The sequence below is a fragment of the Streptomyces sp. NPDC006335 genome, from assembly GCF_040612795.1.
In the GTDB taxonomy this organism is placed as follows: domain Bacteria; phylum Actinomycetota; class Actinomycetes; order Streptomycetales; family Streptomycetaceae; genus Streptomyces.
This window is the reverse complement of sequence record NZ_JBEXQX010000006.1, coordinates 284,966-308,271: the sequence shown is the minus strand read 5'-3', so window position 1 is coordinate 308,271 and position 23,306 is coordinate 284,966. Positions and strand designations below refer to the sequence as shown.

At 71.6% G+C, this 23,306-nt stretch carries 20 protein-coding genes and 1 pseudogene; 13 read left to right on the top strand and 8 right to left on the bottom strand.

Features of this window, described 5'->3' with window-relative positions:
• Positions 1-9 precede the first annotated feature (9 nt).
• The 7 genes and pseudogenes from ABZ098_RS20040 (at position 10) to ABZ098_RS20010 (ending at position 9,013) form a co-directional block, all read left to right on the top strand.
• Entirely contained in the window at positions 10-1,248 is a 1,239-nt protein-coding gene (locus ABZ098_RS20040) for an MFS transporter (protein ID WP_356592870.1), read from the top strand.
• Positions 1,249-1,350: 102 nt separating this feature from the next.
• On the top strand, positions 1,351-2,004 hold the full coding sequence (locus ABZ098_RS20035) for a hypothetical protein (RefSeq protein ID WP_356592868.1): 654 nt from the start codon (positions 1,351-1,353) through the stop codon (positions 2,002-2,004).
• Positions 1,991-2,695: pseudogene (locus ABZ098_RS20030) on the top strand (class F sortase); the annotation flags it as partial. The gene ABZ098_RS20035 and the pseudogene ABZ098_RS20030, both read left to right, overlap by 14 nt.
• Positions 2,696-3,485: 790 nt before the next feature.
• Positions 3,486-4,817, top strand: a complete 1,332-nt coding sequence (locus ABZ098_RS20025; protein WP_356592866.1) for an ABC transporter ATP-binding protein — start codon at positions 3,486-3,488, stop codon at positions 4,815-4,817.
• 259 nt (positions 4,818-5,076) lie between these two features.
• On the top strand, positions 5,077-6,465 hold the full coding sequence (locus ABZ098_RS20020) for an aldehyde dehydrogenase family protein (protein WP_356592864.1): 1,389 nt from the start codon (positions 5,077-5,079) through the stop codon (positions 6,463-6,465).
• Positions 6,466-6,476: 11 nt separating this feature from the next.
• Positions 6,477-7,556: a Zn-dependent alcohol dehydrogenase gene (locus tag ABZ098_RS20015; RefSeq protein ID WP_356592862.1), complete on the top strand. Its 1,080-nt coding sequence runs from the start codon at positions 6,477-6,479 to the stop codon at positions 7,554-7,556.
• A 128-nt stretch (positions 7,557-7,684) separates the two neighbouring features.
• Entirely contained in the window at positions 7,685-9,013 is a 1,329-nt protein-coding gene (locus tag ABZ098_RS20010; RefSeq protein WP_356592860.1) for an MFS transporter, read from the top strand.
• Here the strand turns inward: ABZ098_RS20010 and ABZ098_RS20005 are convergent.
• Genes ABZ098_RS20005 through ABZ098_RS19995 form a run of 3 tightly spaced genes read right to left on the bottom strand, consistent with a single transcriptional unit; the run spans position 8,999 to position 11,379 of the window.
• A complete protein-coding gene (locus tag ABZ098_RS20005) occupies positions 8,999-9,934 on the bottom strand; it encodes a DMT family transporter (RefSeq protein WP_356593074.1) in 936 nt (311 codons plus the stop codon). The two genes, ABZ098_RS20010 and ABZ098_RS20005, sit on opposite strands and share 15 nt — an antisense overlap.
• Positions 9,935-9,982: 48 nt before the next feature.
• A complete protein-coding gene (locus ABZ098_RS20000) occupies positions 9,983-10,702 on the bottom strand; it encodes a winged helix-turn-helix domain-containing protein (RefSeq protein WP_356592858.1) in 720 nt (239 codons plus the stop codon).
• Positions 10,703-10,737: 35 nt separating this feature from the next.
• On the bottom strand, positions 10,738-11,379 hold the full coding sequence (locus ABZ098_RS19995) for a TetR/AcrR family transcriptional regulator (RefSeq protein WP_356592856.1): 642 nt from the start codon (positions 11,377-11,379) through the stop codon (positions 10,738-10,740).
• A gap of 76 nt (positions 11,380-11,455) precedes the next feature.
• On the opposite strand from ABZ098_RS19995, the gene ABZ098_RS19990 reads away from it, so the two are divergent.
• The 3 genes from ABZ098_RS19990 (at position 11,456) to ABZ098_RS19980 (ending at position 14,182) form a co-directional block, all read left to right on the top strand.
• The gene (locus tag ABZ098_RS19990) at positions 11,456-12,610 is read left to right on the top strand and encodes an acyl-CoA dehydrogenase family protein (protein ID WP_356592854.1); all 1,155 of its coding nucleotides are present in this window, start codon (positions 11,456-11,458) and stop codon (positions 12,608-12,610) included.
• Between the two features lie 59 nt (positions 12,611-12,669).
• Positions 12,670-12,957 carry a YiaA/YiaB family inner membrane protein gene (locus ABZ098_RS19985; protein WP_020117785.1) on the top strand — a complete coding sequence of 96 codons (288 nt, stop codon included), beginning with the start codon at positions 12,670-12,672 and terminating at the stop codon, positions 12,955-12,957.
• A 598-nt stretch (positions 12,958-13,555) separates the two neighbouring features.
• Positions 13,556-14,182 (top strand): TetR/AcrR family transcriptional regulator, encoded by a 627-nt coding sequence (locus tag ABZ098_RS19980; RefSeq protein ID WP_356592852.1) that lies wholly within the window; start codon positions 13,556-13,558, stop codon positions 14,180-14,182.
• Between the two features lie 20 nt (positions 14,183-14,202).
• On the opposite strand, the gene ABZ098_RS19975 is transcribed toward ABZ098_RS19980, so the two are convergent.
• Entirely contained in the window at positions 14,203-14,664 is a 462-nt protein-coding gene (locus ABZ098_RS19975) for a MaoC family dehydratase (protein ID WP_356592850.1), read from the bottom strand.
• A 106-nt stretch (positions 14,665-14,770) separates the two neighbouring features.
• Between ABZ098_RS19975 and soxR the strand changes: the two genes are divergently transcribed.
• On the top strand, positions 14,771-15,238 hold the full coding sequence (soxR, locus tag ABZ098_RS19970; protein ID WP_356592848.1) for a redox-sensitive transcriptional activator SoxR: 468 nt from the start codon (positions 14,771-14,773) through the stop codon (positions 15,236-15,238).
• 114 nt (positions 15,239-15,352) lie between these two features.
• Positions 15,353-16,084 carry a hypothetical protein gene (locus ABZ098_RS19965; RefSeq protein WP_356592846.1) on the top strand — a complete coding sequence of 244 codons (732 nt, stop codon included), beginning with the start codon at positions 15,353-15,355 and terminating at the stop codon, positions 16,082-16,084.
• Here the strand turns inward: ABZ098_RS19965 and ABZ098_RS19960 are convergent.
• The gene (locus ABZ098_RS19960; RefSeq protein ID WP_356592844.1) at positions 16,030-16,752 is read right to left on the bottom strand and encodes a 3-keto-5-aminohexanoate cleavage protein; all 723 of its coding nucleotides are present in this window, start codon (positions 16,750-16,752) and stop codon (positions 16,030-16,032) included. The genes ABZ098_RS19965 and ABZ098_RS19960 overlap by 55 nt on opposite strands.
• Before the next feature lie 91 nt (positions 16,753-16,843).
• Positions 16,844-17,446 carry a hypothetical protein gene (locus tag ABZ098_RS19955; RefSeq protein ID WP_031043581.1) on the bottom strand — a complete coding sequence of 201 codons (603 nt, stop codon included), beginning with the start codon at positions 17,444-17,446 and terminating at the stop codon, positions 16,844-16,846.
• Between the two features lie 232 nt (positions 17,447-17,678).
• Here ABZ098_RS19955 and ABZ098_RS19950 point away from each other — a divergent pair, with 232 nt between their 5' ends.
• Positions 17,679-20,465: a penicillin acylase family protein gene (locus ABZ098_RS19950; RefSeq protein WP_356592842.1), complete on the top strand. Its 2,787-nt coding sequence runs from the start codon at positions 17,679-17,681 to the stop codon at positions 20,463-20,465.
• Positions 20,466-20,497: 32 nt separating this feature from the next.
• Here the strand turns inward: ABZ098_RS19950 and ABZ098_RS19945 are convergent, their stop codons facing one another.
• Together ABZ098_RS19945 and ABZ098_RS19940 are read right to left on the bottom strand one after the other, a co-directional pair.
• Entirely contained in the window at positions 20,498-21,814 is a 1,317-nt protein-coding gene (locus ABZ098_RS19945; protein WP_356592841.1) for a serine-threonine protein kinase, read from the bottom strand.
• Between the two features lie 72 nt (positions 21,815-21,886).
• Complete coding sequence (locus ABZ098_RS19940; protein WP_356592839.1) at positions 21,887-23,119, bottom strand: DUF1343 domain-containing protein; 1,233 nt, start codon at positions 23,117-23,119, stop codon at positions 21,887-21,889.
• Positions 23,120-23,306 lie beyond the last annotated feature (187 nt).

Below are 23,306 nucleotides of genomic sequence, written 5' to 3'. Positions count from 1 at the left end.
GACTCGCTCATGGCGCCCGGTGAGAACCGCGGCTGGCTGCTCCGCCTCGTCATCGCCTTCAGCTTCGCGCAGGGGGCGGTGTCGATGGCACGGCCCGCCGTCTCCTACCGGGCCCTCGCGCTGGGCGCGGACGAGCGCGCGATCGGTGTCATCGCCGGTGTGTACGCCCTGCTCCCGCTCTTCGCCGCCGTACCGCTCGGTCGCCGTACCGACCACGGGCGGTGCGCGCCGCTGCTGCCAGTCGGCGTGGTGCTGATATCCGGCGGCTGCGCGCTCAGCGGCATGGCGGACACCCTCTGGGCCATGGCCGTCTGGAGCGGGGTGATGGGCCTCGGTCACCTCTGCTTCGTCATCGGCGCCCAGTCCCTCGTCGCCCGCCAGTCCGCTCCGCACGAACAGGACCGGAACTTCGGTCACTTCACCATCGGCGCCTCCCTCGGCCAACTGATCGGCCCGGTCGCGGCGGGCGCGCTGATCGGCGGCTCCGACATGGCGGGCACGAGCGCGCTCGCGCTGCTCGTCTCGGGCGCCGGTGCGGCGGTCGCGTGCACCTCGCTGTGGCGCATCGAGCACCGCGACACGGCGGCCAACTCCCGTGAGGGACAGAGCGATCGGGTCCCCGTCGGACGCATCCTGCGGTCCCGGGGCGTGCCCGGGGGCATCTTCGTGAGTCTGTCCGTGCTGTCCGCCACGGACATCCTCACCGCGTACCTCCCGGTGGTCGGCGAGCACCGGGGCATCGCCCCCTCGGTGATCGGCCTGCTGCTGAGCCTGCGCGCGGCGGCCACGATCGCCTGCCGCCTGGTGCTCACTCCGCTGCTACGGCTGCTCGGGCGCGCGCTGCTCCTCACCGTGACGTGTCTGCTGGCGGCCCTGCTGTGCGCGGGCATCGCCCTGCCGGTCCCGGTGTGGGCGCTGGCCGTCATGCTCGCGATGCTGGGCTTCTGTCTCGGCGTGGGACAGCCGCTGTCCATGACCACCGTCGTCCAGGCGGCTCCCGACGGCGCCCGCTCCACCGCCCTCGCCCTGCGGCTGACCGGCAACCGTCTCGGCCAGGTCGCGGCACCGGCCACCGCGGGCCTGGTCGCGGGACTCGTGGGTGTGGCCGCGCCGTTCGTGATGCTCGGGACCTTGCTGCTGCTGTCGGCCGGGGTGGCGCTGCGGTCGCCGGGGCGGTCCGAAGGGGACGGTCCGGCCACGGGCAAGCGGCCCGAGCGCCCGGGATTGCGCCGCACGAGCGATATCTGACGGCGCGCCGGGCACCGATGCGGCCGACCGTCGCGCGCATGAAGGAGAGTGCTGCCGAAAGAGCGATTTGTATGGAAATCGTCTGAATTCGGAGGAGCGCGCATGCCCACCCTGACACTCCCACGTACCTTCCGCGTCCGAGCGGGCGCCACGGTCGTCCTCACCGCCCTCGCCGCGGCCGGCGCGTCCTGGGTGGCTGCGCCGACGGCGTCGGCCGCCGGCGAGAACGGCGACATCCGCATCCACCACGTGGGCGTGCCCTTTGGCGTCTCGAAGGATGATCCGCGGGTCTGCAAGTTCTACCTGGACGCCGTCAACTTCGACGTCCTCACGACCATCGCCTACACCATCACGCCCCAGCCCCCGCTGCCCACCGCCGCCACCGTCGCCGGCACCATCCAGCTCGCCGGGGGCGCCGGTCACACCGACCCGCTGGGTGTGGCGGACGGACAGTACAAGCTCACCTGGATCGTGGCGGGCGCCCCCAAGGAGAAGGTCTTCCGCGTCAACTGCCACGACGGCAAGCGGGACGGGGAGCGCCGGGCGGGCGACCAGATCGAGGACCAGCAGGGCGCCGGCTGGGGTCACAACGAGGGCGGCGGCCCGAAGGGCGGTGTGCACGCGGGTGGCGGCGGTCTCGTCGACACCGCGGCCGCGTTCGCGCCGGTCACCGCCGCGGGGGCCGTCGGCCTGGTGGCGGTCGGCGGTGTCGCGTACTTCCGGATGAACCGCCGTCGGCCCAATGGCGCCGCGTAGGCGCAGACGCAGGCCCTGGTACCGGACCCGCGCCTACCGCCTCACCAGGACGGCCCTGCTCACGGTCGTCCTGGTGACGGTGGGGGTCCGGTGTACGGGTGACGACGAGTCGACCGCTCCGGACGGGCCCGACGGTCCGGACACCGTGGTGGCCGCCGGTCCCGAAGCGGAGGCGGCCGGCGAACCGGCCCCCTCCGCCCGCCCCAAGCCCACCCGCACACCGCCACCCCGCCCGCTGCCCCGGTCCCGGCCGACGGCCTTCCGCATCCCGTCCCTGGGCATCGACGCCCCGGTCACCGGCCTCGGGCTCACCAAGGGCCGGGAGCTGGCCACCCCGCCGGTCGACAAGCCGAAGCTCGTGGGCTGGTACCGGGGCGGCGCCACGCCCGGCGAGTCCGGTACCGCGATCGCCGTCGGCCACCGCGACACCAGGACCGGCCCCGCCGTCTTCGCCGCGCTCGCCCAGGTGAAGCCCGGCAAAGTGATCGAGGCGGCGCGCGCGGACGGCCGTACCGCCGTCTACACCGTGGACCGCGTGAAGATCTTCGACAAGGCGGGCTTCCCCGACAAGGAGGTCTACGGCCCGGCACGGCGCCCGGAGCTCCGCGTGATCACCTGCGGCGGGCTCTTCAACCGGCGTACGGGCTACACCAGCAACGTCGTCGTCTTCGCCCACCTCACCCGGACCCGCGAGGCGCGGGCGCCGAAGAGCGTGCCGTCGCCGAAGAGCGTGGGGACGCCCCCGAGCCAGGCCGCTCCGGGGACCGGGACCCTGCCCGGGAGTGGGGGCGCGCCGAAGAGCGAGGGGCCGACCGGGAGCGGGAGCGTGCCCGCGCGTCAGGGGGTGCCGAACACCGAGGGCTTGGCCGGGAGTCAGGGCGTGCCCGCGAGCCAGGGGGCGCCGAAGAGCGCGGCCCTGGCCGGGAGCGAGGCAGCGCCGAGGAATGAAGGCCTGGCCTGGAGCGAGGGGGCGTCGAAGAGCGAGAGCCCGCCCGTGAGCCAGGGAGTGCCGGAGAGCGTGGGCCCGCCAGTGAGTCAGGGTGTCCCGCCGAGGAGCGAGAGCCCGCCCGCGAGCCAGGGCGCCTCGGAGAGCACGACGGTGCGCTGAAGCGGAGGGGCGTGAGGGGGTCCCGGAGGGTGTGACGGTGCGCGAGGCGGCAGGGCGTGAGGGCGTCCCGGAGGGTGTGACGGTGCGCTGAGGAGGTAGGGCGTGAGGGCGTCTCGGAGGGCTTGGGGGTGCGCGAGGCGGCAGGGCGTGAGGGCGTCCCGGAGGGCTTGACGGCGTTCCGGAGACGGCGTCGGCGTGCTGGATCCGGCCGGCCGTCATCTCGCAGGCTGGACCGAAGCACCCGATCCCGCCCGGTCTCTTCCCCCGGCCGCGTGCATTCCGTTAACTTCCGTGACTCACAGCCCCGTACGACCCGCACGGGGCCTCTGACCGCGGAGCACCAGCGCCTGATCCAGCCCCCGGGGGCACCGTCATGACACGCGCCATATCTCTGCACCACGTGAGCAAGACCTACACGCGGGGCAACCGGGTGGTGGACCGGCTCTCGCTGGACATCGCGCCCGGCGAGTTCCTCGTCCTGCTCGGCCCCTCCGGCTGCGGAAAATCCACCGTGCTCAGGATGATCGCCGGACTGGAGGAGATCACCGAGGGCGAGCTCAGGCTCGACGGCGAGTACGCCAACGACCTGCTGCCCGCCGAGCGGCGAATGGCGATGGTGTTCCAGAACTTCGCCCTCTACCCGAACATGACCAGCCGCGGGAACATAGGCTTCCCGCTGCGCATCGAGGCCCCCGGCGAGGACCCCCGGGCCCGCGTGGACGCCACCGCCCGCATGCTGGGCATCGAGGACCTCCTCGACCGCTACCCGGCCCAGCTCTCCGGCGGTGAACGCCAGCGCGTGGCGATGGGCCGGGCCATCTCCCGCCACCCCTCCGCCTTCCTCATGGACGAGCCGCTGTCCAACCTCGACGCCAAGCTCCGCAACCACCTGCGGGCCGAAATAGCCGCACTGACCCGGGAGTTGGGCGTCACCACGGTCTACGTCACCCACGACCAGGCCGAGGCCATGTCGCTCGGCGACCGCGTCGCCGTCCTGCGCGGCGGAGTCCTCCAGCAGGTCGGTTCTCCGCGCTCGGTGTACGCGCTGCCCCGCAACGTCTTCGTCGCCGCCTTCATCGGCACCCCGCGCATCAACCTGCTGCGCGGGGTGGTCCGGGCCCCGCTGGACGGCGCGATGACCATCAGCCTCGGCAAGCAGTACCTGCGGCTGCCCGAACCCCTCTCCCTGGACCACCAGCTGCTCCGCGTCCAGCAGGGCCGTGAGGTGATCGTGGGCCTGCGCTCGGAGGCGATCCGCATCGCCCAGCGGACTGCCGCGCGGCCCGGGGAGATGCCGATCACCGGTCTGGTGGAGCACGTGGAGTTCCAGGGCCACGAGGTCCTCGTCCACTTCAACACCGGCTCCCGTCCCGCCTTCGTCCCGGACCTGGAGGCCCCGCGCCCCGCCGTCCGCCCGCCCCGGCGCCGGCGCCGCGAGGGCACGGTCCTGGACCGCCTGAGAGAACGCGCGGTCTCCCTCCGCGCCGGCCCCGTCGTGGTCCTGGAGGACCCGCCGGACCCCGAGCCCCCGACGGCCGACCCCCGCCTCCCCGGAGACCTGGTCGTCCGCACCACCCCGGACATCGACCTGCGCCGCGGCATGCAGATCCCCCTCCTCGTCGACATCTCCCACCTCTTCGTCTTCGACCAGCACGGCGAACGCATCTGCCCGTCCCCGGACCACCTGCCGGACCTGGACGAGTGAGGACGCCCACGTCGCCCTCGCCGAGGCCGGCTCCTCGGCGCCGGAGCGCGGGGCGTCGTACATCGCGACGCGGCTCTTCCGCGGCACGCAGTGGCGGGACGGCAAAGGGCCGTGACCGACGGGCACCATGGCCTTCGTCGACAGGGGAGTCGGGCTCGGCTTCCGCCGGTCCGGCCCTGCTCTGGCGCCAGAAAACTATCGCCGCTAGTTTATGAGCCGGACGACAAGCACGTCACGGCCCAGCCCGGGAGGACGCACCATGAAGGCGCACGACGGCATGTACATCGACGGCGAGTGGCGCCCGGCCACCGGCCCGGACGTGATCGAGGTCGTGAACCCGGCCGACGAGCAGGTCATCGCGCGGGTACCGGCCGGCACCGCCGAGGACGTCGACCTCGCGGTACGGGCCGCCCGTACCGCCCTCCCGGCCTGGGCCGCCACCGCTCCGGCCGAGCGGGCAGCCCGCCTGGCCGCCCTCCGGGACGTCCTCGCCGCCCGCAAGGACGAGATCGCCGAGACGGTCACCGCCGAGCTCGGCTCGCCGCTGAAGTTCTCGCAGAACGTCCACGCCGCCGTCCCCGTCGCGGTCGCCGCCTCCTACGCGGAGCTCGCCGCGACCCACCCCTTCGAGGAGAAGGTCGGCAACTCCACCGTCCACCAGGAGCCGATCGGAGTGGTCGCCGCGATCACGCCCTGGAACTACCCGCTCCACCAGATCGTCGCCAAGGTCGCCCCGGCCCTCGCCGCGGGCTGCACGGTCGTCCTCAAGCCCGCCGAGGACACCCCGCTGGTCGCCCAGCTCTTCGCCGAGGCGGTCCACGAGGCCGGCGTCCCGGCCGGTGTCTTCAACCTGGTCACCGGCCTCGGCCCGGTCGCGGGACAGGCGCTCGCCGAGCATCCGGACGTCGACCTGGTCTCCTTCACCGGCTCCACCGCGGTCGGTCGGCGGATCGGCGCCACCGCCGGTGCCGCACTGAAGAAGGTAGCCCTGGAACTGGGCGGCAAGTCCGCCAACGTCATCCTGCCGAGCGCCGACCTCGCCAAGGCGGTCAACGTCGGCGTCGCCAACGTGATGTCCAACTCCGGCCAGACATGCAGTGCCTGGACCCGGATGCTGGTGCACACGGACCAGTACGACGAGGCCGTCGAACTCGCCGCCGGCGCCGCCGCGAAGTACGGAGAGCGCATCGGACCCGTCGTCAACGCCAAGCAGCAGGCGAGGGTGCGCGGTTACATCGAGAAGGGGGTGGCCGAGGGCGCCCGACTGGTCGCCGGCGGGCCCGAATCCCCGCGCGAGCAGGGCTACTTCGTCGCCCCGACCGTCTTCGCCGACGTGACCCCCGAGATGACGATCGCCCAGGAGGAGATCTTCGGACCGGTCCTGTCCGTCCTGCGCTACGAGGACGAGGAGGACGCCCTGCGCATCGCCAACGGCACGGTCTACGGCCTCGCGGGCGCCGTCTGGGCCGGTGACGAGGCGGAGGCGGTGGCCTTCGCCCGCCGCATGGACACCGGGCAGGTCGACATCAACGGCGGCCGCTTCAACCCCCTTGCCCCGTTCGGCGGTTACAAGCAGTCCGGCGTCGGCCGCGAGCTCGGCTCGCACGGTCTCGCCGAGTACCTCCAGACCAAGTCCCTCCAGTTCTGAGGAGCCTTCCCGTGGTTCGTGCCGCCGTCCTTCCCGCCGTGGGCGCTCCCCTGGAGGTCACCGACATCGACCTCCCGGACCCCGGCCCCGGCCAGGTCCGCGTCCGCCTCGCCGCCGCCGGGGTCTGCCACTCCGACCTGTCCCTGTCCAACGGCACCATGCGCGTCCCCGTCCCGGCCGTCCTCGGCCACGAGGGCGCGGGCACGGTCGTCGCCGTGGGCGAGGGGGTCACCAGCGTGGCGCCCGGCGCCGAAGTCGTCCTCAACTGGGCACCCTCCTGCGGCAGTTGCCACGCCTGCGTGCTCGGCGAGGTCTGGCTGTGCGCCAACGCCCTCAACGGCGCCGCCGACGTCTACGCCCGCAGCGCCGACGGCACCGACCTCCATCCCGGCCTGAACGTCGCCGCGTTCGCCGAGGAGACGGTCGTGTCCCAGTCCTGCCTCCTGCCCCTCCCCGAGGGCGTCCCACTCACCGACGCCGCCCTGCTGGGCTGTGCGGTCCTCACCGGCTACGGCGCCGTCCACCACTCGGCCCGGGTCCGGGAGGGCGAGACGGTCGCGGTGTACGGGGTCGGGGGAGTGGGCCTCGCCGCGCTCCAGGCCGCCCGGATCGCGGGCGCGTCGAGGATCGTCGCGGTCGATGTCTCCCCGGAGAAGGAGGAGTTGGCCCGTGCCGCCGGGGCCACCGACTACGTGATCGCCTCCGAGAACACCGCCCGCGAGATCAGGGGCCTGACCGGGAAGCAGGGCGTCGACGTCGCCGTCGAGTGCGTCGGCCGCGCCTCGACCATCCGCACGGCCTGGGACTCCACCCGCCGGGGCGGCCGTACGACGGTCGTCGGCATCGGCGGCAAGGACCAGCAGGTCACCTTCAACGCCCTGGAGATCTTCCACTGGGGCCGCACCCTCGCGGGCTGCGTCTACGGCAACGCGAACCCGGCCGAGGACCTCCCGGTGCTCGCCGAGCACGTCCGGGCGGGCCGCCTGGACCTCGGGATGCTGGTGACCGAGCGGATCGCACTCGACGGGATCCCGGCGGCGTTCGACAACATGCTGGCGGGCAAGGGCGGCAGGGCACTGGTGGTGTTCTGACCGACGGTCGCCCGGAGCCCCGCCACAGGTGCTCCGGGCAACCTTCCCGTACAACCGTTGACCCCATACCGTCCGGTCAGTATGTTCAGCCGCCAAGGTCCCCACGCACCCACCGGAGTGTGCACCACATGGACACGGCTCCTTCCGCTCACCCCACTTCCGTAGCCGCGCCGGCGTCTCCCCACCGCCGTCGCGTCGCGACCGCGGCCGCGCTCGCCTCCGCCGTCGAGTGGTACGACTACTTCGTCTTCGGCATAGCCGCCGCCCTCGTCCTCGGCGATCTGTACTTCCCGGCGGGCAGCTCCACCGCCGGCGTCCTCGCCGCCTTCGCCACCTTCGCCGTCGGCTTCCTGGCCCGCCCGATCGGTGGCGTCGTCGCCGGACAGATCGGCGACAAGCGCGGCCGCAAGCCCATGCTGGTGCTCGCCCTCACGCTCATGGGCATCGCCACCACCGGCATAGGCCTCCTGCCCACCTACGACACGATCGGCGTCGCCGCCCCGATCCTGCTCGTCCTCCTGCGCGTCGTACAGGGCGTCGCGGTCGGCGCGCAGTGGGGCGGCGCGATGCTGCTGGCCACCGAGTACGCCCCCGAGGGCAAGCGCGGCCTCTACGGCAGCGTCGTCCAACTCGGCGTCCCCATCGGCGTGGTGACCGCCAACACGGTCTTCCTGCTGGCCGGGGCGTTCACCACGGACACCGCCTTCGCGGCCTGGGGCTGGCGCGTCCCGTTCCTGATCGGCCTGTTCGTCCTCGCGCTCGCCTGGTACATCCACGCCAAGGTCGAGGAGACCCCCGAATTCCGGCAGGCGGAACGGGAGTTGGCCGAGCAGGAGAAGACCGCGCAGAACTCCCCGCTGCGCACGATCCTCCGCCACCACCTCGGCACGGTCCTGCTCGCGGGCGGCTCCTTCGCCGTGAACACCGCGACCTTCTACATCCTGATCACCGGCGTCCTCGACTACACCACCCGCGAACTCGGCATGAAACGCAGTGCCGTTCTCACCGTCTCGCTCTGCATCAGCCTCACCCAGCTGGTGCTGATCCCGGCCGCCGCCGCGCTCTCCGACCGCCTCGGCCGCATCCGGATCTACGCCCTCGGCGCGGTCGGCATCGCCCTGTGGGCCGTACCGATGTTCCTGCTCATCGACACCGGGTCGCTGCTGTGGCTGGCGGTCGGCACGTTCGTCGCCGGGTGCTTCCTGAGCATCATGTACGGCCCCCAGGCCGCCCTGTTCGCCGAGCTGTTCACGCCCGAGATGCGGTACACGGGCGCCTCCCTCGGCTATCAGATCGCCGCCGTGCTCGGCGGAGGGCTCGCGCCCTTCCTCATGGTGCTGCTGCTGGAGGCCACCGGCACCTCGATGGCGGTGTCCGGGTACATCATCGGGCTCTCGGTGATCGCGCTGCTCTGCATCAAGGTGCTCGCCGGCAGGGCGCGTTCACGCGGGGTCTGAGGTCTTCTCGGGCTGCGGCTCCGGTGCCGTCACCGGAGCCGCAGCCCGGGCGCGGCGGGAGCGGGACACCGCCACGCCCGCCAGGCACAGCGCCCCTCCCGCGAGCGTGAGCAGTCCCGGAACCTCGCCGAGCGCCAGCCACGACATCAGGACGACCAGCGCGGGGACCGCGTACGTGGTCGCGCCCATGCGGCTGGCGGTCGTACGGGCGAGGGCGTAGGCCCAGGTGGTGAAGGCCAGAGCGGTCGGGAACACGCCCAGGTAGACCATGTTGAGGGTCGCCGAGGCGGGGGCTTCGGCCGCCTCCGACACCAGTTGCCCGGCGAACGGGAGGCAGACGACGGCTCCCACGAAGCAGCCGAACGCCGTCACCTGCAACGGGGTCCCGGAGGCGAGGGCCGGCTTCTGCGCGACCACCCCGGCGGCGTAGGCGATCGCCGCGAGCAGGCACAGGACCACGCCGAGCACCGAGGCGCCGCCGTCGTCCGACATCGACAGGCCCACGGTGACAGCGCCGGCGAAGGACACCGCCATCCCGGCCAGCAGACGCGGTGGCATAGCGTCTCCGAGCAGACGCGCGCCGAGCAGGGCGATCAGAAGGGGGCCGATGTTCACGACCAGGGCCGCGGTGCCCGCGTCCACCTGCTGTTCGCCCCAGTTCAGGACGACCATGTAGAAGCCGAACCACAGCACGCCGGAGATCGCGATGCCGCGCCAGGCGGAGCGTGGGGGGAGCCCTTCCCGGCGTATCAGGCAGATCACGCCCAGGGCGAGAGCGCCGGAGAGCAGCCGGCCGAGGGCCAGCGCCCCGGGGGAGTAGGCGGCGCCCGCGCTGCGGATGGAGACGAAGGCGGAGGCCCACAGGACGACGGTGACGGTGGCTGCGGCGGCTGCGAGGAGTTCGGTGCGGCGGGGGTTCATCATGCTCCTGAGGTCAGGGAGGGGAGGGGGCGGTCTTGCGGGGCGCGTCTATCGCAGCGTGGTCACGTCGATTCCCAAGAGGTCGGTCAGGGCCCGCTCACCTGCCCCCGTCACCTTCACCGCCCGCTCCGAACCGATGCGTACGCACCAGCCCGCGTCCAGCGCGTGTCGGCAGAGGGCCGCTCCCGCCACGCCCGCCAGGTGCGGGCGGCGTTCCGTCCAGTCGAGGCAGGCCCGGGCCAGGGGACGGCGGCCTGTGCGGTCGAGGGGGATGCCGGTGGTCGCGAACCACGTGAGGCCGGCGTCCGTGAGAGCGAAACCCGTGTCCTGGACCAGGAGTCGACGAGCCGTCAACGCGTCCGTCACCGCGATGCCCAGGCGGCCCGCCAAGTGGTCGTAGCATGTGCGGCCCCGAGCCATCGCGGACCCCGCGCTCGACTCCCGTAGGTTCCGCGGACGTTGACCCGCCTCCGGGGCGATCTGTGCCGCCAGGTCCTCCACCAGGTGGGCCACCCGGGCGTCGGCGAGGCGCACATACCGGTGGCGGCCCTGGCGCTCCTCCACCAGCAGCCCGCCCGCGACCAGCTTGCCCAGGTGCTCGCTCAGGGTCGACGCGGCGACCCCCGCGTGGCGGGCGAGCTCGCCCGCCGTCCAGGCCCGGCCGTCGAGGAGGGCCAGGAGACAGGCGGCCCGGGTGTCGTCGGCGATCAGGGCGGCGAGCCTCGCCAGTCGGGGCGCCTGCGGGTCCTTGGTCATGCGTTCCAGCATGCGGCAGGGACGCTTCGGTGCCCACCGAAATATGGCTACGCGGGCCGTCCCACCTGCTCGTACTGCTGCGCGAGACCGTCCAGCAGAGCCCTGAGGCCCGTCTCGAACGCCCGCTCGTCGATCTTCTCCTGCCGCTCGGCGAGAAGGTGCGCCTGGCCGAGATGGGGGTAATCCGCCGGGTCGTACGCGCTCTTGTCGTCCACGAAGCCCCCGGCGAACGAACCGAGCGCCGAGCCCATGATGAAGTACCGCATCAGCGCGCCGATCGACGTGGCCTGCGCCGGCGGCCAGCCCGCCTCGACCATCGCGCCGTAGACCGCGTCGGCGAGGCGCAGCCCGGCGGGGCGGCGGCCGGGGCCCTGGGCCAGGACCGGGACGATGTTGGGGTGGTCGCGCAGGGCGGTGCGGTAGGAAAGGGCCCAGTCGTGCAGGGCGGTCCGCCAGGCCCGGCCGTCCTCGAACATCGACAGGTCGACCTGGGCGCTCACCGAGTCGGCGACCGCCTCCAGGATCTCGTCCTTCGTCCGGAAGTGGTTGTAGAGGGACGGGCCGCTGACGCCGAGTTCCGCCGCCAGCCGGCGCGTGGAGAGTGCCGCGAGGCCCTCCGCGTCCACGAGCGCGCGGGCCGTCTCGACGATGCGGTCGGTGCTGAGGAGGGGCTTGCGCGGTCGGGCCATGGCGCACATAGTAGGGCTGCGAGCAAGAAACTAGCAGTGCTAATTTAAAGCTGTCCTTCTCAAGTGAGGTGATCTCGTGGTCGACCTGGGGCTCAGCGAGGAGCAGACCGCCGTCCGGCAACTGGCGCGGGACTTCGTGACCCGGGAGATCGCCCCCCACGTCATCGCCTGGGACCGCGCCGAGGAGGTGGACCGGTCCATCGTCAAGAAGCTCGGCGAGGTCGGCTTCCTAGGGCTGACGATCGACGAGGAGTACGGCGGCTCGGGCGGCGACCACCTGGCGTACTGCCTGGTCACCGAGGAGCTGGGGCGGGGCGACTCGTCCGTGCGCGGGATCGTGTCCGTCTCCCTGGGGCTCGTCGCCAAGACGGTCGCCGCGTGGGGGAACGAGGAGCAGAAGCGGCGCTGGCTCCCAGGGCTCACCTCCGGCGCGTACGTCGGTTGCTTCGGCCTCACCGAGCCCGGCACCGGCTCCGACGCGGGCAACCTCGCCACGCGCGCGGTGCGGGACGGTGACGACTACGTCATCGACGGCACCAAGATGTTCATCACGAACGGCACGTGGGCCGACGTGGTGCTGCTGTTCGCCCGCTCGACGGACGCGCCCGGCCACAAGGGGATCTCCGCCTTCCTCGTACCGACCGACACCCCAGGGCTCACGCGCCGCACGATCCACGGCAAGCTCGGGCTGCGCGGCCAGGCCACCGCCGAACTGGTCCTGGAGGGCGTGCGCGTGCCCGCCTCCGCGATGGTCGGCGAGGAGGGCAAGGGATTCTCCATCGCCATGTCCGCGCTGGCCAAGGGGCGGATGTCGGTGGCGGCGGGCTGTGTGGGCATCGCCCAGGCCGCGCTGGACGCGGCCGTCCGGTACGCCGGCGAGCGCGAGCAGTTCGGCAAGCCGATCGCGCGGCACCAGCTCGTCCAGGAGCTGATCAGCGACATCGCCGTCGACGTGGACGCGGCCCGGCTGCTGACCTGGCGGGTCGCCGACCTGATCGACCGCGGCGAGCCCTTCGCCGTCGAGTCCTCCAAGGCCAAGCTGTTCGCCTCGGAGGCGGCGGTGCGCGCCGCGAACAACGCCTTGCAGGTGTTCGGCGGATACGGCTACATCGACGAGTACCCGGCGGGCAAACTGCTGCGCGACGCCCGCGTGATGACCCTCTACGAGGGCACGAGCCAGATCCAGAAGCTGGTGATCGGACGGGCGCTGACGGGGGTCTCGGCGTTCTGAGTACCGTCTGAGTACCTGAGCGGATGTGGCCCGTGCCACTCGTGGCCGAGACTCTGGCCATGAGTGACACACCGGTCAAGCAGCAGAACACGGCCGCCTTCTACGGCCAGGCCGTCGCCTCCTTCGCCGTGGCCATGGCCGCCACGGCCGTCGGCATCTTCCGTCTGAACGCCGACGCCTGGGTACGGGGTTTCCTGGCGATCGCCGTCCTGTACCTGGTCACGTCCGCCTTCACCCTCGCCAAGGTCATCCGCGACCGCCAGGAGGCGGGCCAGATCGTCAGCCGAGTCGACCAGGCCCGCCTGGAGAAACTCCTCGCCGAACACGACCCCTTCGAGAAGCTGTGACGGGAACGGCCGGGGAGAGGGCTCGGCCGTGGGTCGGTTCTGTGGGCAAGGTTCCGGCCCAGGCCGTGGGTCGGTTCTGCGGGTGAGGTTCCGGCCCGGTCGTCTGCCAGGTCCGACGCCCAGCGGCTTCGTACCCCTCGGCTGCACCCGGCCTTTGAGCTGCCTCGATCATGCCCGGCCGACCTCGACGGGCGAGAGGTGATCCGGGGCCTGGTCGACGTCGGCGGCGCCCAGGGTCGGCCGGCCTCGGCAACCGGGGCCGTCGACCACGCCCCGCCCGGGCCCGACCCGAGCAGTCCGCCTCGGCCCGCTCCGATCGGATCCCTGAGGGCCTTGTCCCGGGAGGTCCCCACAGACCCGTCCCGGGCGGAGTGCCGGGGCCGCCGCCTGCGCGAATTCCTCGCCCCGGCTCCGAACGAATACCCCGGCCGTACTTCCGAGCAGCAGATTCCCCGGCCCCGCCCCGAACAACTCCCACCCCACCGCCCCCTTCGCCCCGCTGCGGCCCGCATCCCGCACCCCCCTGAGCGGGGAAGCTAAGCGCTCGCTCAGGTTCGGCGGTATGGTGGGGGTTCTGAACAGTGGAGAGGGGCGTGCGATGAGTACGGCGGAGGAGACGGCCGACGGCGAGACGTCGGCGTGGGGCGAGGTCACGCCCGACGCGGCGCGGCGGCTGCTCGTAGCCGCGGTGGAGGCGTTCGCCGAGCGCGGCTATCACGCCACCACGACCCGGGACATCGCGGGCCGGGCCGGGATGAGCCCCGCCGCGCTCTACATCCACTACAAGACCAAGGAAGAGCTGCTGCACCGCATCAGCCGGATCGGTCACGCCAAGGCGCTGGAGATCCTCCAGGTCGCGGCCCGCCGCGAGGGCACCGCGACCGAGCGGCTCGCGGACGCGGTGAGCTCCTTCGTGCGCTGGCACGCCGGCGGCCGTACCACCGCCCGGGTCGTCCAGTACGAACTCGACTCCCTCGGCCCCGACGCCCGCGCCGAGATCCTCGCCCTGCGCAGGCAGTGCGACGCCGAGGTGCGCGGGATCATCGAGGACGGCGTGGCCTCCGGCGAGTTCGACGTGCTCGACGTGCGGGGCACCACGCTCGCCGTCATGTCGCTCTGCATCGACGTGGCCCGCTGGTTCAACGTCGACGGCCCCTGGACGCCCGACGAGGTCGGCGCGCTCGACGCCGACCTCGTGCTGCGGATGGTGGGGGCGTCCAAGTGACCGCCTACAGGTAGTACCGCCTACAGGTAGTACCGGGACACCGACTCCGCCACGCACACCGGCTTGTCGCCGCCCTCGCGCTCCACGCTGAAGGCGACGGTGACCTGGACGCCCCCCGCCACATCGTCGACGCCGGTGATCCGCGCGGTGGCGCGCAGACGGGAGCCCACGGGCACCGGCGCGGGGAACCGCACCTTGTTCGTCCCGTAGTTGACGCCCATCTTCACGCCCTCGACCTTGATGAGCTGCGGTCCGAACAGCGGCAGCAGGGACAGGGTGAGATAGCCGTGCGCGATGGTGGTGCCGAAGGGACCCGCGGCGGCCTTCTCGGGGTCGACGTGGATCCACTGGTGGTCACCCGTGGCGTCCGCGAACAGGTCGACGCGCTTCTGGTCGACCTCCAGCCAGTCGGTGTACCCGAGCTGCTCGCCCACCGCCGCCTTCAGGTCGTCGGCGCCCGTGAAGATCCTCGGTCCTGCCATGTCCCGGCCTCCTCGCACATGATGTCTAAGCGACTGCTTAGCATGGTCGGCCGGGAAGCCCCTGTCAACGGACCGCGACAGTGACGGCATGGGTAGGCTTCGAGGGGTGCCCCAGATTCCTGAGAAGATCCATGAACTCACGGTCGGCCAGCTCGCCGCCCGCAGCGGCGCCGCCGTCTCCGCCCTGCACTTCTACGAGTCCAAGGGCTTGATCACCAGCCGTCGCACCACGGGCAACCAGCGACGCTACTCCCGTGACGCGCTGCGCCGGGTCGCCTTCGTCCGGGCCGCCCAACGCGTCGGCATCCCGCTGGCCACGATCCGCGACGCCCTGTCCGAACTCCCCGAGGAGCGCACCCCCACCCGCGAGGACTGGGCCCGCCTCTCCGAGGCCTGGCGCTCCGAACTCGACGAACGCATCAAGCAGTTGAACCGCCTCCGCGACCACCTCACCGACTGCATCGGCTGCGGCTGCCTGTCCCTCGACACCTGCGTCCTGTCCAACCCGGACGACGTCTTCGGTGAGCGGCTGACGGGCTCACGGCTGTTCGCGGAACGGCCGGGAGGCCGCTAGGTCAAGACAGGCGGGCTCCGCAAACCGCTGGTTCGGGCCGGCCCGTGCCTGGTAGCGTCGCGATCTTCGGCCGGTGGCGACACCGCGTCCGGAGTCCTGACGGGATCAACTCCCATGCACGCAACCGCCCTTGAGACCGCCCTCGCGGACATCGACACCGTCTTCAACGGATTCGCCAGCCCCGGCGAGACCGCCTGCAGTGTCTGTGACCTTCCCGAGGAGGTCGCGTATCTGCGCACCCCGTACGTCCGGATACCGGTGGACGTGGTGCGGCAGTACACCTTCCAGGTGTCGAATCACTTCGACGACCAGGACGCCGCGATGCGCCGACTGCTGCCGCAGGGTGCGCGGGCGCTGGTGGCGGGGGAGATGGAGCCGCTCGGCCTCGGCTTCCACGGGCTCGCCGTCGTCGACTGGCGAGCCTGGCCCGCCGAGCAGTCCGCCGCCGTGGAGGCCTTCGTGCTCGCCTGGTGGCGGGACGTCCTCACGGATCCGGAGCCGCCGTACTCGATCCTCGAGATCTTCGAGCTGTGTGCCTCCATCCTGCGCTCGGTCACCCCGCTGCTGGACCGCTGGCACCCGAGCCCGGTCGCCGACGCGCACCTCGCGCGGTGCGTCGACTGGTGGCTGGGCGAACTGCTCGTCGACCGGACGCCGTTCGGCTGGTTCCTCCACGGCGAGGAGGCGGCCGTGCCCGAACTGCGGACCTGGCTCTCCAGCCACGCCCCCGACAGGCTCCGCGCCCAGGGCGAACCCGACCTCGCGACCCGCGCCCACCTCCTCGGCCTGCCCTACGACGAGCGCTGGGACCACCCGTACTGGACCAGCGCCTCGGCCACCAACTGAGCGTTGGACGAGGCCCGTCGGCCGTCCGGCAGGACCAGCATGTCCTCCAGGCCGACCCTCGTCGCGAGACCCAGCCGACCGGCCAGCCGCAGCACCGGCCAGGCGCCGGCGTCCTCGCCGTGCAGCAGCACCGGGCGGCCGTGGGCCGGACCGAGCTCGGCGAGGAGGGTGCGCGCGGTGGCCTCCGGTGCCTCGGTGTCCATCACCTCCGCCAGGACACGCAGCACCTTCGGCCCGAGCGGGGACACCGCGAACCGCTCGGCCGCGTCCGTACCGGACCAGATGCCGGCCTCCACGCCCACGCCCAGGGCGATCAGTGCAGCGGCGAGCGATTCGGCCCCCGGCTCGTGCCAGTTCACCGAGGCGTGGTCGGGCAGCACGGTCCAGCTCCGGACCCGGGCGACCCGGGCCGCCGGGTCCGGTTCCGCCCAGGCACCGGTCGTCACACCGACCGGGACCGACACCCGCGCACGGATCGCCTCCAGCGTCTCCGCGACCACCCGCGGCGACAGACTGTCCCGCCCGCACGGCGTCTTGGGGTGGACATGGATGTCCGTGGCGCCCGCGGCCACGGCCGCGGCCGCCGACTCGGCCATCGCCGAGGGCGTGAGCGGCACCGCCGAACCGTCGGCGGCCCCGCGCGGGCCGTTGAGACACACCTGCACCATTCCTCGATGGTGCCAGGCGGCACCGACAGGTCAACCCCGTCCAAACAGGGGGTGCGGCATCCCCGGCGCACCCCCGGCGCGCTCGTACGCTCTAGGCCGACATCAGCAACCGTCCGCGCCTGGCGTCCGCCAGGGCCTCGGGTGTGAGCACGGGCCGCGGCACCAGGATTCCGCAGTCCACGCAGACCGGGCCGGTCGAGGGTTCATGGTCCAGTTCGTACTTCCAGACGAGCCGCTCCCCGTCGCACACCGGGCACACCGCGCCCGGCTCGCGCTCCAGCGCGGAGATCAGCCTGCGCAGCACCTCGGCCAGCGAATCGTCGGGGTGCACCCGGGGATCGTCGCACCAGGCGACACCGAAGCCGCCCCAGGTCAGCCGGTGCCAGTCGTCCACACTGCCCGGCCTGCGCAACCCGTCGTGCTTCTCCTTCTTGCGCCGCTCGGCGAACTCGACCTCATAGGCCAGCCAGACCGAACGCGCTTCCTCCAACTCCTCCAGTGCGGCCACGAGCCGCGCCGGATCGGGGGAGCGGTCCTCGGGACCGAATCCCGCCCGGGAGCACAAGTGGTCCCAGGTCGCCCTGTGCCCGTAAGGGGCGAACCGCTCAAGGCACTTGCGCAGCGAGTAGCGCCGAAGCGCCAGATCGCACCGCGGATCCCGCACCTGTCTCGCCAGACTCCGGAAACCGGCCATCGCCCTGCACCTCCGTCACACCTGCACCTGTACTTCGGTCACTTCGGCGTCGTCGCACGGACTTCGCGCGGCGTTGCCGAATAGACGTATCGACAAGCGATTTGGCTCCATCCGATTTCCGATGCCCCCCATAAGCTCGAGAACCCCTGCCAAAACTTGACGCATGTTCATCTTCAATCTCGGGGATACCGGCGGTAACGTCCGGCCACACCCCCCGTCGGTTGGAGCTGCCATGCCACGGCGCACCTCACGCACCGCACTCGACAGACTGAGAACTCCCGGCAGACTCACCGGGTTCCTGAAGTCCGCATCCATATGCGTCCTGATTGCCGGTCTTTTGTCCCCGCTTGCCCAGACGGCCTCGGCCGCCGAGACCGCGGCGGCCAACGACTACTGCGGCGGCCAGTGTTCCGACATCCTGCCGCCGGGCCAGAACGGCAACGCGACCCTCGCACAGATCCTCCTCAACCAGGCCTTCGGCACCCAGCCCGACCACGCGGAGGACCAGCTCGGCCCCTACGCCAACCTGGCCAAGGGGTACCCCACCCTCACCAACTCCACCATCAACACCTTCTTCAACGACGCGTCGTTCGGGGTCCCCTCCGATCAAGTGGCCTCCACCCTGAAGCCCGCGGGCCGCACCGACGTGACGATCGTCCGTGACAAGAAGACGGGCGTACCGCACATCACCGGTACCACCAGATACGGCACCGAGTTCGGCGCGGGCTATGCGGCCGCCCAGGACCGGCTGTGGCTCATGGACGTCTTCCGGCACGTGGGCCGCGGCCAACTGACCGCCTTCGCGGGCGGCGCCCCCTCCAACCAGGGCCTGGAGCAGCAGTTCTGGCGCAACGCGCCCTACAGCGAGGCCGACCTCCAGGCGCAGATCGACAACGCGGTCGCGACCAACGGCGCCCGCGGCCAGCAGGCACTCGCCGACGCCAACGCCTACCTCGCCGGCATCAACGCCTACATCGACGCCTCGGACAGCGGCCGCTACTTCCCCGGCGAGTACGTCCTGACCGGCCACAAGGACTCGGTCACCAACGCCGGCACCATCGACCACTTCAAGCTCACCGACCTGGTCGCGCTGGCCTCCGTCATCGGCGCCCTGTTCGGCTCCGGGGGCGGCGGCGAGGTCAACAACGCGATCTCGCTGATGGCCGCCCAGGAGCGGTACGGCGTGACGAAGGGCACCGAGGTCTGGGAGTCCTTCCGGGAGCGCAACGACCCCGAGGCCGTACTGACCGTCCACAACGGCGAGAGCTTCCCGTACGCGGCCAAGCCCGCGAACGCGCAGGGCCAGGCGCTGCCCGACGCCGGTTCGGTGACCACCGAGCCACTCGTCCACGACCCCACGGGCACCGGCGCCGACCAGAGCGCGAACGCGGCCTCCGCCAAGGCGACCGCGAACGCCCTCACCTCCGCCAAGCGCGGCATGTCCAACGCCCTTGTCGTCAGCGGGAAGTACACGGCCAGCGGTCACCCCGTCGCCGTCTTCGGTCCGCAGACCGGCTACTTCGCCCCCCAGCTCCTGATGCTCCAGGAGATCCAGGGCCCGGGCCTCAGCGCCCGCGGTGCCTCCTTCGCGGGCCTGAGCATGTACGTCGAACTCGGCCGCGGCCAGGACTACTCGTGGTCCGCCACCACCTCCGGCCAGGACATCATCGACACCTACGCCGTCGAACTGTGCCAGGACGACTACCACTACCTGTACCACGGCACCTGCACGGCCATGGAGAAGATCGAGCAGAAGAACTCCTGGACCCCGACCACGGCCGACGGCACCGCCGCGGGGTCGTACACGATGAGGGTCTGGCGCACGAAGTACGGTCCCGTCGAGTACCGGGCGACCGTCGGCGGCAAGAAGGTCGCCTACACCACCCTGCGCTCCTCCTTCATGCACGAGGCCGACTCGATCATCGGCTTCCAGATGCTGAACGACCCGGACTACGTCAAGAGCCCGCAGACCTTCCAGAGCGCGGTGCAGCACATCAACTACACCTTCAACTGGTTCTACGCCGACTCCACGCACACCGCGTACTACAACAGCGGGGACAACCCGGTACGCGCGTCCGGCGTCGACGCGGAGTTCCCGGTGTGGGCGCGGTCGGCGTACGACTGGAAGAACTGGAACCCGGCGACCAACACCGCCGACTACACCCCCGCCTCCGCGCACCCCAACTCCATCGACCAGGACTACTACATCTCCTGGAACAACAAGCAGGCCAAGGACTACACGACCGCGTCCTGGGGCGATGGGTCCGTGCACCGCGGCAACCTGCTGGAGGACCGGGTCAAGAAACTGGTCGCCGCGGGCGGGGTCACCCGGGCCTCGCTGGTGAAGGCCATGGCGGACGCCTCCCTCGCCGACCTGCGTGCCGAGGACGTCCTCCCGGACCTGCTCAAGGTGGTCAACAGCTCCACGGTCACCGACTCCACGGCCGCGGCCGCGGTGAGCAAGCTCCAGACCTGGCTGACGGCAGGCGGCAAGCGCACCGAGACGTCGGCCGGTTCGAAGAAGTACGCCGACGCCGACGCGATCCGCATCCTGGACGCGTGGTGGCCGCTGCTGGCCAAGGGCATCTTCGAACCGGGCCTCGGCACCGGCCTGTACACCGCCATGCAGGCCAACCTGCCCGTCGACGAGTCCCCGTCGGCCGCGCACGGCCCCACCGGCGCCCACGCGGGCAGCTCCTTCCAGTACGGCTGGTGGAGCTACGTCGACAAGGACGTCCGCGCGGTGCTCGGTGAGAGCGTGCAGGGGCCGCTGGCGGACAAGTACTGCGGCGGCGGCAGTCTCACCGCCTGCCGGGACATCCTCATCAGCACCCTGAAGACCGCGGCCGGCAAGACCGCGGCCCAGGTCTACCCCGGTGACGACCTGTGCTCGGCGGGCGACCAGTGGTGCGCCGACTCGATCGTGCAGCGCACCCTGGGCGGCATCAAGCACTACAACATCAGCTGGCAGAACCGCCCGACCTACCAGCAGGTGGTGGAGTTCACCTCCCACCGGTAACACCGACGGAGAGTACGGCTGTTGGCGGCGGGTCAGTGGATACGGCCCGCCGCCAGCACCAGCCGGGCCAGCTCGCGGTGGCAGATGTCGCTGTGCGCGCCCGCGGGCGGTCCGCCGCGTCTGACGACGGCCGCCGCGTCGACGTTCACACAGCCCTTCGCGGGCAGCCTCGCTTCGAGGGCGTCGGCGAGGGTGAGGGCCTTGGTGCCCGGCACCGCCCGCACCCCGTCGTATCCCATCGCGCCCCACTTGTCGCCCAGCACCCGGCCGATGCCGAAGGCCGCGACCCCCTGCGCGTCCCCCGCCATGCGCGAGGCCAGCGGGTACAGGGTGCCGAGCGCCGAGTCATGGCGGGAGAAACAGCACACGAGCGGCCCGTCGACACGGTTCTGCTGTCCCTGGAGCACCCCGCCCGCCCGCGCGTCGTGCGGCAGCCGGGTGGCGAACGCGTAGTGGGAGAAGGCTCCTTGGAGCAGCGTGACGGACTTGACCGTCCGCACCCCCTGCGGCAGTCCGCGCAGCGCGAACGACACCAGCCGCCCGCCGAAGCTGTGCCCCACGAGATGCACCCGCACTCCGGGCGCCGCCGCGGCGAGCTGCCCGACCACCCGGCCGAGTCCGCGTTCACCGATCGTGCCCGCACGCCGTTTCATGGCGTAGTACGTCCCCTGCCGCAGCAGTTCGTGCGCCCCGTCCCACGGGTTGGGAATCGTGAACTCCTGGGCGCCCTCGGGTGATTCGAGACGGGAGACGGCCCGCGCCAACTCCTCGCACACCGGCGCCGCGGACCCGACGAGGATCTCCGGTTCGTCCTGCGGCACGCCCTCCGCCAGCGTGTCCGCCGCGAACAACGCCTGCGGCCCCGGCGGCACGACCTCCACCAGCATCCGCACCAGCCGCCCGAACTCCTCCAACTCGGCGTCCTCACGCGGCTGCTGGTCCAGCAGCCGGGCCAACTGGTCGATCACGGTGGCCCGTCCGGGGAAGGTCTCCAGCAACGCGTGCCGGGTGTCCTTGTCCAGCACCGGACGCGGCGGCATCTCGGCGGCCACGGCCCGCGGGAAGTCCGGGATCGGCTCGTCGGAGAACCGCATCGACGGCCATACGACCCCCACGTACCCGAGCCGCGCGGTCGGCGCGAGCTCGGGAAACGGCTCGAAGAAGCGGCTGTAGAGCCGGGTCGCCGCCGAGCGGTCGCTGTTCCAGCCGTGCGAGAAGACCACCAGGTCCCTGACGCCCCGGTCCACCACCTCCGCGAGCAGCCGGTCCCGCCGACCGGCGTCGGGGTCACCGTCCGCGTCGAACGTCAGCTCCCAGTACGGCGTCACACTCATCGCCGGATCCGCCATCACCGACCCCCTCGTCCCCCGCGGTGGTGCGCATCGTCCTGCTACGGGGCGAAGTTGGCCATACCTGACGGCTCATCTGTAGAGGAGATAATTCCTTCGAATCCGTCGGAAGGCGTTCAGCTCCTCCCGCCAGCCCGCCACGACCTCGTCGGTACTCGCCCCGGCGTCGATCATCGTGCGGACCCGGGTGGAGCCGGTGAGCTTGTCGATCCAGTTGTCCGCGCGCCAACCGAACCCGGACCAGACCTTCTTGGCCGTCACCAGCAGGCCGATGCCGGTGCGGACGGGGTCGTACGCGGGCCTGTCGTGGACGTGGATCTGTACACCGCCGATCGTCTTTCCCTGGAACTTGGAGAAAGTCGGGGCGAAGTAGGCTTCCCTGAAATGCACACCGGGCAGGCCGAGTTCGTTGGCGGCGGCGGCCCAGCGGCCGTCCAGGCCCTCCGCGCCGAGCAGTTCGAAGGGGCGGGTGGTGCCGCGGCCTTCCGAGAGGTTCGTGCCCTCGAAGAGACATGTGCCGGAGTACACCAGGGCGGTGTCGGGGGTCGGCATGTTCGGGCTCGGGGGGACCCAGGGCAGGTCCCAGGCGTCGTAGAACTCCGAGCGCCTCCAGCCCGTCATCAGGACCGTGTCCAGGGTGACGGGGCTGGTGAGGAACTCGCCGTTGAAAAGGCGGGCCAGCTCGGCGACGGTCATGCCGTGCGCCTGGGAGATGGGCTGCCTGCCCACGAAGGTCGCGAACTCCCTGTGCAGGACCGGGCCCAGGGCCGCGCGGCCGGTGACCGGGTTCGGGCGGTCCAGGACGACGAAGCGCTTTCCCGCGAGCTGGGCCGCCTCCATGCAGTCGTACAGGGTCCAGATGTAGGTGTAGAAGCGGGCGCCGACGTCCTGGATGTCGAAGACGACCGTGTCCACGCCGGAGGCGGTGAAGATGTCCGCGAGCGGCCGCCCGCTCTTCAGGTACGTGTCGTAGACGGGGAGGCCGGTCGCGGGGTCGTCGTAGCGGCCCTCGGAGCCGCCGGCCTGGGCGGTGCCCCGGAAGCCGTGTTCGGGGCCGAACACGGCCGTGAGCTGAACTCGGGAGTCGGTGTGCATCACGTCGACGATGTGGTGGACGTCTCGGGTGACGCCGGTGGGGTTGGTGACGATTCCCACGCGCTGGCCTTGGAGCTGTTCGTAGCCGGATGCGGCGAGGTTCTCGAAACCGGTGCGTCTGCGGGCGTGGGCCGCTTGGGTGGGGGGTGCGGAGGTGAGTGACGCCGTGGCCGTTGCTGCTGCCAGCAGGGTTCGTCTGGATAGGCGCATGAGGTGCACGGTAGGCGCTCCCGCAGGTTGTGGGGAGGGCGCGGGTGCGTCGTGGCTTGTCGCGCCCGCGCGGCGGAGCCGCACATCGATACAGCCCCGCGCCCCTGGGGAGGTTTCCCTCACCCTTTCCTTCAACATACCGACCGGTTAGTCTGACCGGGCAGTCGAGCCGGAGTCGAAGGAGACC

Bases quoted from the DNA above. Each gene is read 5' to 3' on its own strand.
- ABZ098_RS20040 (WP_356592870.1), top strand. From the start codon at position 10: ATGGCGCCCGGTGAGAACCGCGGCTGGCTGCTCCGCCTCGTCATCGCC.
- ABZ098_RS20035 (WP_356592868.1), top strand. From the start codon at position 1,351: ATGCCCACCCTGACACTCCCACGTACCTTCCGCGTCCGAGCGGGCGCC.
- ABZ098_RS20025 (WP_356592866.1), top strand. From the start codon at position 3,486: ATGACACGCGCCATATCTCTGCACCACGTGAGCAAGACCTACACGCGG.
- ABZ098_RS20020 (WP_356592864.1), top strand. From the start codon at position 5,077: ATGAAGGCGCACGACGGCATGTACATCGACGGCGAGTGGCGCCCGGCC.
- ABZ098_RS20010 (WP_356592860.1), top strand. From the start codon at position 7,685: ATGGACACGGCTCCTTCCGCTCACCCCACTTCCGTAGCCGCGCCGGCG.
- ABZ098_RS20005 (WP_356593074.1), bottom strand. From the start codon at position 9,934: ATGAACCCCCGCCGCACCGAACTCCTCGCAGCCGCCGCAGCCACCGTC.
- ABZ098_RS20000 (WP_356592858.1), bottom strand. From the start codon at position 10,702: ATGCTGGAACGCATGACCAAGGACCCGCAGGCGCCCCGACTGGCGAGG.
- ABZ098_RS19995 (WP_356592856.1), bottom strand. From the start codon at position 11,379: ATGGCCCGACCGCGCAAGCCCCTCCTCAGCACCGACCGCATCGTCGAG.
- ABZ098_RS19985 (WP_020117785.1), top strand. From the start codon at position 12,670: ATGAGTGACACACCGGTCAAGCAGCAGAACACGGCCGCCTTCTACGGC.
- ABZ098_RS19980 (WP_356592852.1), top strand. From the start codon at position 13,556: ATGAGTACGGCGGAGGAGACGGCCGACGGCGAGACGTCGGCGTGGGGC.
- ABZ098_RS19975 (WP_356592850.1), bottom strand. From the start codon at position 14,664: ATGGCAGGACCGAGGATCTTCACGGGCGCCGACGACCTGAAGGCGGCG.
- ABZ098_RS19965 (WP_356592846.1), top strand. From the start codon at position 15,353: ATGCACGCAACCGCCCTTGAGACCGCCCTCGCGGACATCGACACCGTC.
- ABZ098_RS19960 (WP_356592844.1), bottom strand. From the start codon at position 16,752: ATGGTGCAGGTGTGTCTCAACGGCCCGCGCGGGGCCGCCGACGGTTCG.
- ABZ098_RS19955 (WP_031043581.1), bottom strand. From the start codon at position 17,446: ATGGCCGGTTTCCGGAGTCTGGCGAGACAGGTGCGGGATCCGCGGTGC.
- ABZ098_RS19950 (WP_356592842.1), top strand. From the start codon at position 17,679: ATGCCACGGCGCACCTCACGCACCGCACTCGACAGACTGAGAACTCCC.
- ABZ098_RS19945 (WP_356592841.1), bottom strand. From the start codon at position 21,814: ATGGCGGATCCGGCGATGAGTGTGACGCCGTACTGGGAGCTGACGTTC.
- ABZ098_RS19940 (WP_356592839.1), bottom strand. From the start codon at position 23,119: ATGCGCCTATCCAGACGAACCCTGCTGGCAGCAGCAACGGCCACGGCG.